The organism is Paucihalobacter ruber (assembly GCF_006494535.1).
Lineage (GTDB): Bacteria > Bacteroidota > Bacteroidia > Flavobacteriales > Flavobacteriaceae > Paucihalobacter > Paucihalobacter ruber.
Window position 1 is genome coordinate 46,281 of sequence record NZ_VHIQ01000001.1, and the last position, 17,230, is coordinate 63,510.

18 protein-coding genes are annotated in these 17,230 nt (G+C 38.6%); all 18 read left to right on the forward strand.

From position 1 onward, the window contains the following. The first annotated feature begins 38 nt into the window (after positions 1 to 38). The 18 genes from FJ651_RS00210 (at position 39) to FJ651_RS00295 (ending at position 17,159) form a co-directional block, all read left to right on the forward strand. A complete protein-coding gene (locus tag FJ651_RS00210; RefSeq protein WP_140988389.1) occupies positions 39 to 530 on the forward strand; it encodes a hypothetical protein in 492 nt (163 codons plus the stop codon). 416 nt (positions 531 to 946) lie between these two features. Further along, positions 947 to 2,326 carry an MBL fold metallo-hydrolase gene (locus FJ651_RS00215; protein WP_140988390.1) on the forward strand — a complete coding sequence of 460 codons (1,380 nt, stop codon included), beginning with the start codon at positions 947 to 949 and terminating at the stop codon, positions 2,324 to 2,326. A 21-nt stretch (positions 2,327 to 2,347) separates the two neighbouring features. Further along, positions 2,348 to 3,223 carry a mechanosensitive ion channel family protein gene (locus FJ651_RS00220; protein WP_140988391.1) on the forward strand — a complete coding sequence of 292 codons (876 nt, stop codon included), beginning with the start codon at positions 2,348 to 2,350 and terminating at the stop codon, positions 3,221 to 3,223. A gap of 7 nt (positions 3,224 to 3,230) precedes the next feature. Further along, complete coding sequence (locus tag FJ651_RS00225; protein WP_140988392.1) at positions 3,231 to 3,506, forward strand: phosphoribosylpyrophosphate synthetase; 276 nt, start codon at positions 3,231 to 3,233, stop codon at positions 3,504 to 3,506. A gap of 257 nt (positions 3,507 to 3,763) precedes the next feature. Beyond that, entirely contained in the window at positions 3,764 to 4,675 is a 912-nt protein-coding gene (locus tag FJ651_RS00230) for an alpha/beta hydrolase family protein (RefSeq protein WP_246085271.1), read from the forward strand. 433 nt (positions 4,676 to 5,108) lie between these two features. Further along, positions 5,109 to 5,894, forward strand: coding sequence for a DUF6090 family protein (locus FJ651_RS00235; RefSeq protein ID WP_140988393.1), 786 nt, complete (start codon positions 5,109 to 5,111; stop codon positions 5,892 to 5,894). 28 nt (positions 5,895 to 5,922) lie between these two features. Next, complete coding sequence (locus FJ651_RS00240) at positions 5,923 to 6,624, forward strand: DUF6090 family protein (protein ID WP_216746048.1); 702 nt, start codon at positions 5,923 to 5,925, stop codon at positions 6,622 to 6,624. A gap of 4 nt (positions 6,625 to 6,628) precedes the next feature. Beyond that, on the forward strand, positions 6,629 to 7,381 hold the full coding sequence (locus FJ651_RS00245) for a DUF6090 family protein (RefSeq protein WP_140988395.1): 753 nt from the start codon (positions 6,629 to 6,631) through the stop codon (positions 7,379 to 7,381). A 51-nt stretch (positions 7,382 to 7,432) separates the two neighbouring features. Continuing rightward, a complete protein-coding gene (locus tag FJ651_RS00250) occupies positions 7,433 to 8,185 on the forward strand; it encodes a DUF6090 family protein (RefSeq protein ID WP_140988396.1) in 753 nt (250 codons plus the stop codon). A 236-nt stretch (positions 8,186 to 8,421) separates the two neighbouring features. Then, positions 8,422 to 8,670: an FUSC family protein gene (locus tag FJ651_RS00255; protein ID WP_140988397.1), complete on the forward strand. Its 249-nt coding sequence runs from the start codon at positions 8,422 to 8,424 to the stop codon at positions 8,668 to 8,670. Between the two features lie 242 nt (positions 8,671 to 8,912). Then, on the forward strand, positions 8,913 to 9,722 hold the full coding sequence (locus FJ651_RS00260) for a universal stress protein (RefSeq protein WP_140988398.1): 810 nt from the start codon (positions 8,913 to 8,915) through the stop codon (positions 9,720 to 9,722). 11 nt (positions 9,723 to 9,733) lie between these two features. After that, positions 9,734 to 10,348 (forward strand): V-type ATP synthase subunit E, encoded by a 615-nt coding sequence (locus tag FJ651_RS00265; RefSeq protein ID WP_140988399.1) that lies wholly within the window; start codon positions 9,734 to 9,736, stop codon positions 10,346 to 10,348. Beyond that, a complete protein-coding gene (locus tag FJ651_RS00270) occupies positions 10,345 to 11,175 on the forward strand; it encodes a DUF2764 family protein (RefSeq protein ID WP_140988400.1) in 831 nt (276 codons plus the stop codon). Before FJ651_RS00265 ends, FJ651_RS00270 begins: the two co-directional genes overlap by 4 nt. After that, positions 11,172 to 12,941: a V-type ATP synthase subunit A gene (locus FJ651_RS00275; protein WP_140988401.1), complete on the forward strand. Its 1,770-nt coding sequence runs from the start codon at positions 11,172 to 11,174 to the stop codon at positions 12,939 to 12,941. The genes FJ651_RS00270 and FJ651_RS00275 overlap by 4 nt, the downstream gene beginning before the upstream one ends. A 5-nt stretch (positions 12,942 to 12,946) precedes the next feature. Further along, positions 12,947 to 14,275, forward strand: a complete 1,329-nt coding sequence (locus tag FJ651_RS00280; protein WP_140988402.1) for a V-type ATP synthase subunit B — start codon at positions 12,947 to 12,949, stop codon at positions 14,273 to 14,275. A gap of 4 nt (positions 14,276 to 14,279) precedes the next feature. Next, entirely contained in the window at positions 14,280 to 14,873 is a 594-nt protein-coding gene (locus tag FJ651_RS00285; protein WP_140988403.1) for a V-type ATP synthase subunit D, read from the forward strand. Beyond that, the gene (locus tag FJ651_RS00290) at positions 14,870 to 16,696 is read left to right on the forward strand and encodes a V-type ATP synthase subunit I (protein ID WP_140988404.1); all 1,827 of its coding nucleotides are present in this window, start codon (positions 14,870 to 14,872) and stop codon (positions 16,694 to 16,696) included. The genes FJ651_RS00285 and FJ651_RS00290 overlap by 4 nt, the downstream gene beginning before the upstream one ends. A 10-nt stretch (positions 16,697 to 16,706) precedes the next feature. After that, on the forward strand, positions 16,707 to 17,159 hold the full coding sequence (locus FJ651_RS00295) for an ATPase (RefSeq protein WP_140988405.1): 453 nt from the start codon (positions 16,707 to 16,709) through the stop codon (positions 17,157 to 17,159). The last annotated feature ends 71 nt before the right edge of the window (positions 17,160 to 17,230 follow it).

The following is a 17,230-nucleotide window of genomic DNA, read 5'->3' on the forward strand; positions in this document are numbered from 1 at the left end:
TTCAAGACATTGACCTTGATAAACAATGCAAAAAAACTATGAAAACATATCTGCATTTATTAATAATTCTTGTGAGTTTACCAATATTCAACAGTTGTTCTAACGACGATGATTCACCAACTTGCACAGAAAATGAAATTGCATCCATAGAAATTAATAACGATTTAAAACAATTCCAGGTCTACGGTTGGGGAATTGATTTAGATAACGATGGCACAGGGCATACACTAGGCTTATGGTTAATGACGGGCGTGCTGCAACCTCAGCAAGACACCTATGCCATCACCATTAAACTTCCTTATAAACAAACCGGTAGAAATATCATTGAGGAATTTATATATTTTAGAGTTCAAAATGGCACCTCTTCAGAAATCGATGTTGTTGCCCGGGGTACATTTGAAAGTAATGTAACAGTTAATACCAATTCGTGTTTTAGCGCAACATTTTCGGGAAGCGTTATTTTAAATGGAAATGAAATTACCATTGAGAATGGCATTGTTGAACATATTTATGACGACCCTTTTGACTAATAAGTGCAGTCGCCATTAAAAATCTGAATTAACAAACAAGCTTTTACCGAATCCCGCAACAACACTTGGCACTCACTCTCCAAAGTCTCCTGACTTAGGCGTTCAATAAAAAAACACCCCGCTCCTCAAAGTCGCCCAACTTCGCCCATTCAAGCTTTATTGACGTAGCCCATACCAAAATCGCCACAAAAAATGCCATTAATTGATACAACAAAATAAGATTATAGCTATCTTTAAGCTATCAAACTCCTAACAATGTGCATCAAAATGCGGTTTAATCCCGTTAGCAAACGGGATCAGGACAATTACTAACCTGTAGCCATATTTTAGGACGAGACACCTGATAGAACAAGGTTATAAAGATGCTAAACAAACATTAGAAAACACCAAATTGCCAATAAATTAACTCTTAAAAGATGTATTTTGAATTAGTTTACGATAAAAGTTTAGCCCAAGCCAGTTATATCATTGGCTGCCAAAAATCAGGTATTGTTGCGATAATTGATCCCAAAAGAGATATAGATACTTATCTTAAAATTGCTAAGAAAAATAATTTTAAGATTACCCATATTTTGGAAACGCACATTCATGCTGATTTTTTGTGTGGCTCAAGAGAATTAGCAGCAATTACAGGGGGTGAACTTTATCTTTCAGATGAAGGAGATGAAGACTGGAAATATGAATTCCCACACAATAAGCTTAAACATGGTTACATTGTAAAGATTGGGAATATATCTATTGAGGCTTTACATACACCGGGGCATACACCTGAGCATTTAAGTTTTTTGCTTACCGACCACCCCGCCACTGATAAACCCGCCATGTTGTTTACAGGCGATTTTGTTTTTGTTGGTGATGTGGGAAGACCTGATTTGCTGGAACAGGCAGCCGGATTGAAAGGCACGCAGGAAAAAGGAGCACATGACTTATTTAATTCACTCCAAGATTTTGTAAAGATGGCCGATTTTATTCTCTTGTGGCCCGGACATGGTGCAGGTTCTGCCTGCGGCAAAGCTTTGGGGGCAGTGCATATGTCTACCATTGGATATGAGAAAATTAGAAATTGGGCACTGCAACTGCTACATGATAAGGCAAAATTTACAGAAGAACTTCTATCAAACCAACCGGAGCCTCCCAGGTACTTTGCCATGATGAAAAAACTGAATAAAGTGGAGCGAAAGCTAATCACTGAAGTGCCTAAAATCAAAAACTTAAATCAGCCGGAATACCAAGAGACGAAGAAAAAAAACTTGAAGCTGATAGATACCCGACCAAAAGAACAATTTTCAAAGCATTTTTTAAAAGGTGCCATCAATATCCCGAACAACAATTCATTTTCAACCTGGATGGGCTGGTTTTTAAATTACCAAGAGTATTTCGTGCTAGTTGCAACACCTGATGAAGTTGAAGACCTTACCCGAAAGCTCATGAGGATAGGTATGGACAATATTTATGGCTTTATTACTCCCGAGCAACTCTTAGCATTTGAAAAAGGACCTCTCAGCAGCTACAATTCTATTGATAAACAAGCTGTAAAACAAAAACTGAAAGATACCGAAGTTCAAATCATCGACATCAGAGGAAAATCGGAATACAATGAAGGCCATATTGATGGTGCTAAAAATGTATTCATGGGCACAATGGATGAAAACCTTAACAAAATAGACAATAAAAAGCAAGTGATTATTTATTGCGGAAGCGGTAATCGTTCTGCCATTGCATATTCACTCCTCACCGCAAACGGATTTAACAACATATTAAACTATGGTGGCGGTTGGTCTGATTGGAAAAGTTAAAAATATAACTAGAAATTAAATATGGACGAATCAATACGGTTTTACCACGATATCATTCAATATTTCAAAGAAAACTATATCAACCTAGCTTTTATCTTAGTATTTGTAGTGGTTGGTTTTATAATTTCTAACTTCCTGCAAAAAAGAGCAAAATTGAGGTTAACCAAGAAATCGCCCAATCACATCACGGCTAATTTCACCTCGCAAATAGTGGGATTTGTTCTCAAGTCAATAGTAGTTTTCTCTACCCTTTATTTACTTGGCTTGAGTTCCTTTACTAATAAATTGCTCGCAGGTGCCGGACTATTAACCTTTGTAATAGGTTTTGCTTTAAAAGATATTGGCGAAAACTTTTTGGCGGGAATTATTCTTGCATTTAAAAGCCCCTTTAGATTAGATGATTTAATAGAAGTAACCGGCATTACAGGCCATGTAAAAGACATTAACATTCGAGAAACTATAGTAAAAACTCCAGATGGAAAAGATGTGTTTTTACCCAACGCCATACTTCTCAAAAACCCCTTATTTAACTATACCTTGGATGGGTACCTACGATATGAATTTACAGTAGGCATTGCTTATGAAAACAACCCTACAGAAGCTCTTAAAATAATTATTGACAGTGTAAATAATGTGGAGGGGGTTTTAAAAGATGACAAAAAGCCTTTTATAACTATTAATGAACTGGCTACAAACTCAATCAACATCAATGTGAAATTCTGGATAGACACTTTTAAATCTACCAGACGCACTGTCCATAATAACATTCGTTCGCAAGTGATGAATGACGTTGTTAAAGCACTAATAGCAGGCGGTTTTAGTTTGCCTGCATCCATTGTGGAGATAAAAAACTACGAGCCCTATGGAGATTTGAAGCTGAATGTAGAACAAAAATAAACAAACAATGAAAAATTACAGAGAAACATTATCACAAGTAATGAACCAGCTAAAAGAAAAGGGATATAACGGCAATATTCCAACAGATGACTTAACATCACTAAATCCTTCTGATTGGAATATTGACGATATATATCGTTTCGAAGGAAACAGTAATCCGGCAGACAATAATATTCTTTATGCCATTAGCAAAAAAGACGGCACACAAAAAATGATGCTAATCAATGCCTATGGTGTTGATGCAAAAAGTGACATCAATAATTTTATTGAAAAAATAAAATAAGCAGAATCTGAAAAGCTTTTTAAAGCCTGTCAACTTCGCGACACCATTCACACTTACTAACGTGGCCAATGCCAAAAGCGCCACAAAAAATTAATTAATCTATATAACAAAATAAGATTATAGTTATCTTTAGGTTATCAAACACATCATCATGTGCATCAAAATGCGGTTTAATCCCATCGGTACAATTATTAACCCGTAGCCATATTTTAGAACCAGACATGCGACCAAAATTGCGTTAAAAAAACAACAGACTAATGACATCAATACCTCAACTATTTTTATTAATTCTATTGGTAACTATGATGGGTTGCAATCAATCAGTCGAACAAAAAAATACGACACCTACTCAAGTAAAAACTGAATTGGTTGATTCAATAACAACAGAAGATGTAACTTTTGAGAGTGAAGGAGTTAAATTGGCAGGTACAATTTATAGCCCTAATAATCCGCATGCAGCGGTTGTGATTGTACACGGCTCTGACCAAGTACCACGAATGACAAAATTTGCTGAACTATTAGCTAAAAAAAATATATTGGTATTTACTTATGATAAACGCGGCGTTGGAGCATCTGGTGGCGTTTATGCCGGACCGGAAGTAGGCACCAATAACATTAGTGTTGAAAATCTCAACCTATTAGCAAAAGATGCAAGTGCTGCTGTTGATTTAATACATAACAAAGTGGGAGATTTACCTGTTGGACTTATAGGTGCGAGTCAAGCAGGATGGATAATTCCAATTGTTGCAAATAAAAATCCATTAGCAGAATTTATGGTTTTATTTAGCTCCCCTACAATAACGACTCTTGAGCAGCTGAGATTTCAGTTTTACACCAATGGAAGAACAGATTTTTGGGATCACCATACAGAAGAAGATGCACGAGAACACATTAAAAACGACCCTGACAAATATCAATTTGAAGCTACTGACCCAAAAGAGAGTCTGAAGGCTCTTTCAATCCCCGGTCTTTGGCTTTTTGGAGAAAAAGATATCCAGATTCCTGTAAAAATGTGTATTGAACATCTCAATACCTTAAAATTAGAAAACAAAGATTTTGAATATGTTGTATTTCCGTCGTTAGGACATGATAATACTAATACTGAAACAATAGACATTTCAGTTAACTGGATCAAACAAAAGTCTTTAGAAATTAAAAACAATAAGTAAAAATTGGATACGAATAAAGCACTGCCTACAACAATGGTAACCGTTCTGCCTAAGGCAAACCATAACACAGGCAGGCCGGTGCACAAGGCCATCATTTAATAAAACTGCGTTCTGCGAAATCTTGCCACTTTTAAGCGACATTAACCCTTGACGGCCATACACTTCTTACAACTGCTCATAACAGAAAAACGTTATGCGTCAACCCCCCCCACTTTTTAAGTATCTGATGATTTAGTTATGTCGAGGTTTTAGTTATATTTGAGACAAATAACTTTTAATAACTAACCCATAGTACCTACCCCTAACCCCTCCTTTGGCGGACAGGCACTCCCGGGAGGGGAGCGATGAGGGCTGTGATTAGATGCTGTCGTTATATTGATGAACCATTCCCCTCCTTGGAGGGGATAAAGGGGTGGGTAAAGCCAAAAAACTAATGATCAAATTCTTTAGACATATTCGTCAAACTTTAATTGAACAAGGTAAAATGGGCAAGCCTGCCGGCCGGACAGGCAGGTATTTTAAATACGCTATTGGTGAAATTGTACTAGTGGTTATAGGGATTTTGATTGCCCTTCAAATCAATAATTGGAACGAAAGGCAAAATGATTTAAAAGTAGAGCGTATACATATGAAAAATCTCGTTGAAGATTTGAAAGAAGATATCAAACTCTACCATGAATACCGTCATCGCAACGGCAAAATATATGGTTTAATAGATTCTATTGTGCCCAATATAAAAAGTGAACATCGAAAAGAACATGTCGCTAAATTAGCCTATTGGACACGCCTGGTGACCTTAGAATGGATGGTATTAGAGCCGGTAAACCGAACATACGAAGAAATGAAAAGTTCTGGACAGTTAAGGCTCATCCATGATACCGACATCAGTAAACAGCTCTCAAAATATTATAATTCTTTTTCAAAATTTGAAATACTAAATAATGCAGGGTTGTCATGGGCGGAACAATATGTAGAATCCCTAGGGAAAATTTTTGATGCCGAAGTTTTAATGAAAGTAATGCTTAAACAGCAGATTGTAATAGCACAACCTAACCAAATGTTAACCGAAGACCCTGTTACCATAAATCAATTATTAAATGCCCTGAACTTTTTTCAAGGTGCCATAATCCGAGGCGACAAGCAAAGCCTGGAAAACGAGCAAAACGCCTTGAAGATTATTGACCAAATTGAAACCACATATAGATTAAGCCGTGATTAAATTCTTTCGAAAAATACGATACAACCTTATGAGCAAAAACAGTACTGGCAAATACCTAAAATACGCCATTGGCGAAATACTTCTGGTGGTGATTGGAATATTAATAGCCTTACAGATTAACAACTGGAACGAATCAAAAAAAAACAGAGCTTATGAAGTAACCATGTTAAGGGAAGTGAATGAGGCACTTGAAATAGATCTCACTTTTTTGAATGAGAATATATCCTACCTAGAAAGCGCTCTAAAAAGTTATTATGCCTTAGGTATTATGAAAAATGAGGTGTCGCAATATAGAGACTCCCTATTTGAACATCTAGATAAAGTACGTGAATTTGGAATTGTTTTAAACCTTAATATTAGCGCCTATGAGGCCATAAAATCAGGAGGACTTGACAAAATTAGTGACCTTACCATCAAAAATCAGTTATCAAAATTGTACGGTGTTGATATTCCATTTATGGAGTCTTGGATAAACGAGGTGCTGAGAACCGAACTCTACAATAAAATGGAATTACTTAACAGGCTTTTTTATATAAAATCAATACCAAAAAATGGAAGATTAGTCGATAAATTAATTATTGAAGATGAAACCATTATCTATAACAACCCTGATTTTGATAAACTTTTACGAACAAGTTGGCCTTTGCAACAAACCATTAGACGTCTAAAATTAATTCGTGATGACATGACAGAGTTGAAACAGCACATTAATCAAAACACAAAATCGTAAAATTGTGATCAAATTCTTTAGACATATTCGGCAAACTTTAATTGAACAAGGTAAAATGGGCAAGCCTGCCGGCCGGACAGGCAGGTATTTTAAATACGCCATAGGCGAAATCGTTTTGGTGGTGATTGGGATTCTAATTGCGTTACAAATCAATAATTGGAATCAGCAAAGAATATTAAGAAACCAATCGCAACAAGTTTTACTAAATCTTAGAGAAGAAATAAAAGAGAGCAAAGCTGAACTAAAAGAAACAACAAATTTCCTGAAGCATAGAATTGACAATCGTCTTGAATATCTTAATAATACTAACTTAGATGAATCTGATGCTGAGAAGATAAAAAAGATAAGTAATATGATGTTTTTCTATACAGATAATCTTAAACTTCCAATAACCGAAAGCGAACTTGGACCTGACAAAAAGATCATTCAATGGCCTGAGCTTACAAAAAGTTTGCAGAATCTTTTTGAATCAATCCAATATTATAATAAAGGAATAGAGTACATTGAAAATGATATACATTCTAATATACTGCCTTATTCAGTTAAACAAGGAGTAATTATTGATTTAATAGTGAGCAATGGGATGCTAAAACCTCGAGACTACTTAAACGCAGATGTATATAATACTGAGAATTTCAGGAATGTAATAGCCAGTAGTACTTTGATGACCTCTGCCCTATTAGAAGGCGCAAAAAAAGTATTAGATAATTATGACGAAGTGCTTCTTATCATTAACAAAAAGTTGAATAAAAATTAAAAATGATCAGAGAGCCTGCCTACCGCAGGCAGGCACAACAACCACTAACCAATGATAAAATTCTTTAGACATATTCGTCAAACTTTAATTGAACAAGGTAAAATGGGCAAGTATTTTAAATACGCCATAGGCGAAATTGTATTGGTAGTTGTTGGAATCCTTTTGGCGCTAAGTATCAATAACTGGAATCAAGAACGAATTTTAAATAATGAAAATCAAGTTATTCTACGAAATTTAAATGAGGAGTTTAGTGAGAATTTAATCCAATTAGAATCTAGCATCAGTGATTTCGATCGCATCATTAAAGCATTAGATGAATTACTTACAGTGATGAGAACTCAAGACGGTAAGTTGACCGATGTTGAATTTGACAGGCTATTGAACAAAACATTTTTCACCCCAAATTGGACACCTAGTTCCTTTGTACTGGTAGAATTAAAAAATTCTGGTGCATTATCTAAACTCAAGAATAACAACCTAAAAACGCTTCTTTTTAAGTGGGAAAGAGAATTTGACAAAATGAAACGAAGTAATGAAGGATATGCACGGTACGGATTCGATTATATCGAATTTATTACCAAAAATGGTTCTGTTAGAAATTTAGATGCCTTATCAGAGTTGACTAAAAATCTCCAAAGATCTACAATTGCCGTAAACAATCCTGAACTTTTAAAGATTCCTGAATTTGAAAATAGAGCTGATAATTTTTATTTCCTTGCTATAAGTTTAAGGGGACATTTTCAATCTCTTAGAGAAATAATGATAGACATCATTGAAAACTCTAAAACCGATTTAAATAAATGATCAAGTTCTTGATAAAATAACAAAAGCCTGCCTACCGCAGGCAGGCACAACAACCACCAACCAATGATAAAATTCCTTCGAAAAATACCATTAAAAATGCTTATACCGGCCAACTTGGCGCCTGCTCCCTATAAAAACTACAAATGAGAAGCTCGTGTTTCTCAGATTTTTTGAAATGAGCCATCAAAAAAACCATGCATGAGAATTAAATTTAAAATAAACATAATGCAGAACAAATGAACCAGAATGAACTATCCCAATTATCTGACAAGGCATTACTCGAATTAAAAAACAACAGCAAACCCAGACCTATTATAGATGCCTTTTTTATCGGGTTTTTGGTAGGCATCATCATTTATAGTGCAGCTGCTAACTCTTGGGGCTTTCTTACCTTAATTCCATTATATTTAATTTATATTTTCTTGCAAAAACCAAAGAAATACCAAGCACTAAAGAACGAATTAAAAAAACGAAACTTAGAATAACCAATACAGTTACATTATTAAAAGCAATTTGTTTTCTAACTGATACTTACTTGATTTTTCGAAAAATTCCGAAACAGAGCAGCCTACATGACCAATGTCATTTTAAACTAAATAATAAATTCAGCAAGTACGTTCCCTCTTGCAAATACCTCAATTAAATTGTAAATTAGTGGCAACATCATGAGATGTGCTTAACAAACTAAAAGACTACCAATAACATATAACAATTTAAAAAAAACAACTTGAAAACACAAAAAACCATTTTAGTCCCTACCGATTTTTCTGAAAGAGCCAATAACGCACTCGAGCAAGCTGTTCACCTAGCCGGTAAAATCAATGCAAAGCTTGTAATTTATCACGTTTATCATCGCCCGTTAGCCGAAGAAAGTCATAAGTTCACCCTTACCGATTTGGAAAAAAAGATCGATAAGCAATTTAAACAATTGGCCGACCAAATTCCGGGATTGAAAAAAATTCCGCATGAATTCAAAAAAGAATTGGGGGTTTCTGTTGATAACATCGCCAATAAAGTCAATAATAATGGCATCGATATGCTGGTGATGGCCACTAAAGGCGCCAAAGGCATTAATGAAATTTGGGGCACCAAAACTGCAAAACTCATTAAAATGATAGAGACACCTGTTTTTGTAATTCCCGATAACACCAGCTTAAAGCATTTAAAGAAAGTAGCACTGGCCTGCGATTACAGTTTAAAAACCGAAGCCGAGTCCATTGGCTTTCTAACCAATTTGGCTCATGAATTAGAGTTTTCTATAGATGTGGTTACCTTAAACCGTGAGGAAAAAACCATGACCAAGAGTGAACACGCTAACCGCAATGAACTTATTGAACAAATGGGCAATGTAGAAGCCTCTTTTACCTTTACCCAACACCCGCATATAGATAAGGGTATCATGGACTATTCTAAGGCAAATAACATCGACGCCGTTGTGATACTCTCTAAAAACTACTCTTTTATTGAGAGTTTGTTTCATGAAAGCCTCACCGATAAAATGGTCTTTAACAGCCCCATTCCGTTAATGGTAATTTAATATGTGAAATTATGAGTAATAGTATCAACAATCTTGAAAAGCTAACCGATCAAATCTATCAGGAAGGCATCGAAAAGGCCGAGAAGCAATCTCAAAAAATGCTTCAGGAGGCCGAAGCTGAAAAGGCTGTGATACTTAACAATGCAAAAGCAGAAGCCGAAAGTATTTTAGAGGAAGCGCAACGCGAAGCCAAGAGATTACAGCACAGTGTAGAAAGTGAATTAAACCTTAAAGCCAAACAATTTATAAGCGATCTTAAAGCCAAAATTGAAGGCTTGCTCTCTCAAAAAATCATTGAAACTACCACCAAAGAAGCACTGGCCGATGTAGATTTTATGCAATCGGCCATTACTGATGTTTTAAAACACTGGAAGGAGACAAACGATCTGGAGCTTATTTTACCCAAAGGTTTGGAAGACAAGCTTAACGGTGCATTTGTTCGCCGAATCAAGGAGCTCACTCCCAATATGACCATTACCTTTGAAAGTACTTTAAACGGTGGCTTTCGCATTGCCAAAAAAGCCGATAATTATCAAATTTCATTTAGTGACGACGACTTTATAGAGATTTTTAAATCATACCTATCTGAGCAAACTAACAAGGTTTTGTTTAAAACATCTCAATGAAGTACTACTACCTTATATCGAGTTTACCGGATATTTCCCCACATTCGGATGCGTCAAAACTAGACTTCGATGACCTTTTTGATACAATCAGGCGCAATCTTAACAAAGAAGACAGGCGCTTTATGCGGTACCTGATATATCCAAATGATTTGAACAACCTGCTGTCTATGCTGTCTCATGAGTATCGGGATACGCAAACCGTACATTTTAAAAAGCCTAGCATATTCTATCCCGAAGAAATTAAAGCCTACAAACTCACCCGAAGAAATTTTCCCGATTTTATGAATGATTTCCTGTCGGAAAACGAAGACCGACTGGCCACTATGAGCCTTCGGGAGATGGAAGACGCCATGTTAGACAGGTTTTACAGCAAAGTATTTAGCCTTAACAACCATTTCTTAACCAATTATTACAAGTTTGTTAGAGAATTAACATCGCTTACTGCGGCATTTCATTTTAACACCTACTCTTTTCTGTCGCAACCCAACATTCACGACGCCGACAGGTTAATTTTACAGGTGGGCCCCGACAGATCGCCGTCGGCTATGGTTATTAAAGATTACCCTTATTTAGAAGAACTCATTAAAGTGTTGTCAAAACATCAACCTGAAAAAACAGAGCGATTTATTGACAGTGTAATTTGGAATTATCTCGATGACACCACCGAAGGTGCGTTTAGTCGCGAAGCTGTTTATGCCTATGCGGTTAAATTACAACTGCTGCAACGCTGGCTTAAGATTGACCCAAAACCCAATAATGAGGATTTTGAAAAACTGCTTGATAAAATTATTAATAACAACCCAACTGAAAAAACACCCACGCTATGAATACAGGAAAAGTAACCGGCGTTATTTCCAACCTTATTTTTATTGAGGCGCACGGAGCGGTGACCCAAAACGAAATATGCTTGATTCATTCCGAAAACAAGCAACTCATGGCCGAAGTCATCAGGGTTACGGGCACACAGGTCTCTGCACAGCTTTTTGAAACGAGTATGACCATTAAAATGGGGAGTTTGGTAGATTTTACCGGACGAATGCTGGAAGTTGAACTGGGTCCGGGCATCCTTTCTAAAAAATACGACGGACTCCAAAACGACCTCACAAAAATGAGTGGTTTGTTTATTGAAATAGGCCAGACCACGCCACCTTTAGACAGCGATGTTTATTACAACTTTACCCCATTAATTCAACCGGGCGAAACGGTGCACGCCGGCGACTGGCTGGGTAGCGTGAAAGAAAACTGGATAGACCACAAAATCATGGTGCCATTTGTACTAAAAGGCGCTTATACGGTAGTGTCGGTGGTTAAAAAAGGCGACTATCTCATCAACGATGTGATGGCTGTTTTAACTTCGGAAAAAGACGAAAAAATAGAAGTTACCATGGTACAAAAATGGCCTGTAAAACGCGCCATCAATGCCTTTCAACAAAAAATAAGACCCCATAAAATTCTTCAAACCGGTTTGCGGGTTATCGACACGCTTAACCCTATGGCCGAAGGCGGAACCGGCTATATTCCGGGTCCGTTTGGCACCGGTAAAACCGTATTGCAACAGGCCATCGCCAAAAACAGCAAGGCCGATGTACTCATTGTGGTGGCTTGCGGTGAACGCGCCAATGAAGTAGTTGAAATATTTACCGAATTTCCAAAACTAACCGATCCTGATACCGGTAGGACTTTAGACGATAAAACCACCATTATTTGTAACACTTCCAATATGCCCGTAGCCGCGCGTGAAGCTTCGGTTTACGTGGGAATGACACTGGCAGAATACTACCGCGCTATGGGACTAAAAGTGCTTATCCTGGCCGATAGTACCTCAAGATGGGCGCAGGCACTAAGAGAGATGTCTAACAGAATGGAAGAGCTACCCGGACCCGATGCCTTTCCGGTAGAATTACCGGCCACCATTGCCAATTTTTACAGCCGCGCCGGAATTACCCAACTCAATAATGGCGCCTGGGGATCGGTGACCTTTATAGGAACTGTGTCGCCTGCCGGTGGTAACTTTAAAGAGCCTGTTACCGAATCTACCAGTAAGGTGGCACGATGCTTTTACGCGCTGTCGCAAAAACGCGCCGATGCCAAAAGATATCCCGCTATTGATCCCATTGCTTCCTATTCAAAATACCTGGATTATCCTGAGTTTGTTGAAAACACCGATACGTCTTTACAAAAAGGCTGGGTGGCTCTGGTTAAAAAATGTAAAGACCTTATTCGCAACGGACTCGAAGCCAGAGACCAGATTAGCATTTTGGGAGATGATGCCGTACCGGTAGAATATCACGTGGTATTCTGGAAAAGCGAAATGATTGATTTTGCGCTCATCCAACAAGATTCTTTTGATGATGTTGATATGAATAACTCACTCGAAAGACAGCGATACATGTTTAACAAGCTCATGGACATAGGCGACATGGAATTTACCTTCACTGAATTCGAAGAAGTAGCCACCTTTTTTAAGCAACTCATTAATATCCTCAAACAAATGAACTATGCGCCGTTTGATTCAGCTCAATTCAAAAAACACAAAAAAGAACTCGATAAGGCTTTGTTGCATAACGGAGAAAAAATGGTAACACAATTATAACAGCTATGGGATTTAAGCGCATTTATACTAAAATTTCGAATATCACCAAGGCCACCTGCACCCTAAAAGCCGAAGGCGCACGCTTCGGTGAGTTGGCCAAAGTTAACGGCATGCCCGCACAGGTGATTAGCGTGATGGGTGAGGATGTGACACTGCAGGTATTTTCGGGAACAGAAGGTATTTCGTCTCATTCTGATGTAATTTTTACCGGTTCGCCACCGATTTTAAAAGTAAGCGACTTGCTGGCAGGCAGATTTTTAAATGGCTATGGTGAACCCATTGACGGCGGTCCCGAACTTCGTGGTGAAACACGTGCCATTAAAGGTAACGCCGTAAACCCGGTAAAACGCTCCAAGCCTTCCACCCTACTGGCAACCGGTATTGCAGGCATAGACCTCAACAACACCTTGGTTACCGGACAAAAAATACCATTTTTTGCCGATCCCGATCAACCCTATAATCAGGTGCTGGCTGAAGTGGCCATGAGGGCGGAAGCCGATAAAATTATTTTGGGCGGTATGGGCTTGTCTAATGACGATTACCTGTTTTTTAAAAACACCTTTAGCAAAGCCGGCGTACTTAACAAAATTGTTTGTTTTATCAACACTTCCGAAAATCCGCCATTAGAACGGCTGCTTATACCCGATATGGCCTGCACGGCGGCTGAATATTTTGCCAACGACCAAAAACAAAAAGTGTTGGTGTTGCTTACCGATATGACGCTTTATGCCGATGCCCTGGCCATTGTAGCCAATAAAATGGATCAAATTCCGTCTAAAGATTCCATGCCCGGTTCGCTGTACAGCGACCTGGCGAGTATTTATGAAAAATCGGTTCAGTTTGCCCATGGCGGTTCTATCACAATCATTGCCGTGACCACCTTGAATGAAGGCGATATTACCCATGCCATTCCTGATAATACCGGTTACATCACCGAAGGACAATTGTTTTTAAAGCAAGATGCCGATATTGGTAAGGTGATTATAGATCCGTTTCGTAGCCTTTCAAGACTAAAGCAAAATGTGATAGGTAAAAAGACCCGGGAAGACCATCCGCAGGTGATGAACGCGCTGGTGAGACTGTATGCCGATGCCATGGATGCCAAGACCAAAAAAGAAAATGGTTTTGACCTTAACGAATACGACAAGCGCTGTCTGGCCTTCGCAAAAGATTATTCAAGAAAATTGCTGGCGGTAGATGTCAATATTCCCATAGACCAGATGCTCGATACCGGATGGCAATTGCTGCAAACCTATTTCAAAAAATTTGAAGTGGGCATCAAAGAAAATATCATGGATCATTACTGGGACGATGAAAAAACCGTAAACGCTTAACTGAATGGCCTTAAAGTTTCACTATAATAAAACCACTGTACAGCTTTTTAAGCGACAGCTTGCCATCAGGCAAAAGGCCTTGCCCATTCTGAAAAATAAAGAAACGGCCTTGCGTTTAGAAGTGGTGAAACTCACAAAGGAGCTGGAGGACATCCAGCTGCAACAGCGAGCATTAGATGACAAACTTGAAAATTACAAAGCCTTTTGGGCCGAGTTTCCCGATATCTTATTAATGGATAAGATTGACATCTACAAGAAAAAGGTGATTGGTGTCAACATCCCCGAAATTAAAACCATTGTATTTAAAATAGCCGATGTAAGCTGGTGGAACATGCCGGCATGGGTGCCGGGCGGCATCGCACTGCTGAAAGAAGTCATTAGACTAAAATTAAAAGCCGACATACTGCAACAACAAACAGACATTCTGGATTTGGCACGAAAAAAAACAACACAGAAAGTCAACCTGTATGAAAAAGTACAAATTCCCGAATATGAAGAAGCCATCATGAAGATTAAGCGCTTTTTGGAAGACAAAGAAAACATCTCAAAGGCCGCTCAGAAAATTGTAAAAAAACGAAAAGACAGTAAGGCAGTATGAAAGCTTCATTTAAAAAATTAACCCTTTTGGTCTTTCACCGGCAGCGACAACAAATCACAGAAATGCTGCAAGATATTGGTGTGTTACACATTGAGTTCAATAAAGATTTTCACAGTGACGACCTGGAGGTTTTAGAACAAGAAAAGAATAAACTCATAAAAACAATAGAAATCATCGAAGCGCATGAGGGCAAAAGCGCTGCTAAAACTGATAGCGACACAATTCAGGTTAATTGTGCAATTACAAATGTGCTAAATCTTAAACACCGTATGGAAGCCACCATTCTTGAAAGAGAATCGCTGCTAAGGGACAAACTGCAACGCATTCCGTGGGATGATTTTGATTTGAGTAAAATTGAGCGTTTAAGAGCCCACGGTATCAAAGTGAAGCTGTGTGTTGCTAACAAAAAAGAATACGAAGCCTACGATTTTGGTGATCTCATTCACAGGGTAGTTCAAATTAGTTCCAATCAGGTTTATTTTGTGGTGATTGGCAAATCTGAAAAACCAATTCCGTTTGAATCGGTTAAAGTCCCCAAGCGCACCTTATCTGAACTGATAGAAGCCGAAGAGCAATTACTAAACGAGAATGAAACCATACAACAAGAGCTTGCTTCTTATGCCGCTTGCCTGCCCAATTTAAAAGCACGCTTAAACAGTATTGAAAACCAATTGACTTTTGCCATGGCGCAAGGCAGCTATCACGAGCATCAAAAAGGCAGTATTTTATCGCTCACAGGCTGGTTCCCTTCAGAAACAGAACCTGATTTAATCCAATACCTGAAAACCGAACAATTAAGCTATGCGATAGAGGCGCCCAAGCCTGAGAATGATGTTCCGGTGAAACTTAAGAATGACCGTTACTCCAAGCTCTTTGAACCCATAACAAACATATTCGAACTACCCAATTACTACGAGTGGGATCCAACACCTTTAATCGCCGTGTTCTACCCTATCATGTTTGCCTACTGCCTTGGCGATGCCGGATACGGACTCGTTTTCTTTGTAGCAGCACTGGTAGGTTGGTTTGGCTTTTTAAAACATGCCAGACGCATGGCCTTGCTCGGTATGGTACTCGGTCTTATGACCACGGTGATGGGTTTGGTGAAGTCGGGCAGTATTTTTGGTATTCCAACCAATTCAGAGCAGTGGGAACTATTTCAAATGCTGGGTAAATACGTGCTGATACCCGATGATCGCGATTTTATGTTCAATGCCTTTAATGTGGCTTTAATGATTGGTGTGGTACAAATCTTTCTGGGGATCTTCGTTTCAATTTATAACAAACTGCGCTACGATCATTATACCAAGGCCATTTCGCAAATTGGGAAACTGTTGATTGTAACAGGACTTATCTGGATATTTTTGGCCGATATGCAGGAGATTGCAGCATTGCAACATTTTGGAATGTTGCGCAATATATTATTGATAGGGGGTATACTCCTGGTGCTCTTTTTCCACGATATGTCGCAATCACTGCCCGCCAGAGCCGCCAGCGGTTTATTGCCACTCTTTTTTATTTTTACCGGTGTGCTGGGCGATGTGCTGTCTTACGTGCGCTTGTTTGCCTTAGGCGTGGCCTCATCTGTATTGGGTTTGGTGGTGAACCAAATAGGCATGCAAATCATGGAGAACAGTTGGTGGGGCCTAATAATAGGCGTCGTTTTTCTCTTATTTGGGCATACCCTTAATTTTTGCATAGCCGTGCTGGGATCTTTTGTACATCCGCTAAGATTAACCTTTGTGGAATTTTATAACAACGCCCAATTTAAGGGCGGCGGAAAAGCCTACCAACCATTTAAAAAACAACCTGTAGAACCTTAATAACACATATATGGAAACATTACCTTTAACACTCGCATTTATTGGCATTGGACTCTTAGTAGGACTCTCAGGATGCGGCAGCGCCATGGGAACCGCCATTGGTGCACAAGCCACGGTAGGCGCTTTAAAAAAGCGACCGGAATCCTTTGGTTCGTTTATTGTACTTAGTGCACTTCCCGGTACACAAGGACTTTATGGCTTTGCCGGATTCTTTATTTTACAAGATTTAATCAGTCCCGAAATGACCTTGTTACAAGGCGCGGGAATTCTTGGTGGCGGTCTGGCACTGGGTATTGCCGGATTGATATCTGGCATGTATCAGGGCAAAGTTTGTGCCAGCAGTATTGATAGCATTGGTTCAGGAAACGATGTATTTGGACGTGCCTTAATATTGGCCGTGTTCCCGGAGCTTTATGCCATTATCGCGTTTGCATCGCTGTTTTTGATTCGGGGGATATTGTAAAGTGCAACCTGACTCATACTTGGTATGACATAAGTAACAATTCTAATAGGCACCTCCAATTAAAAACGTTA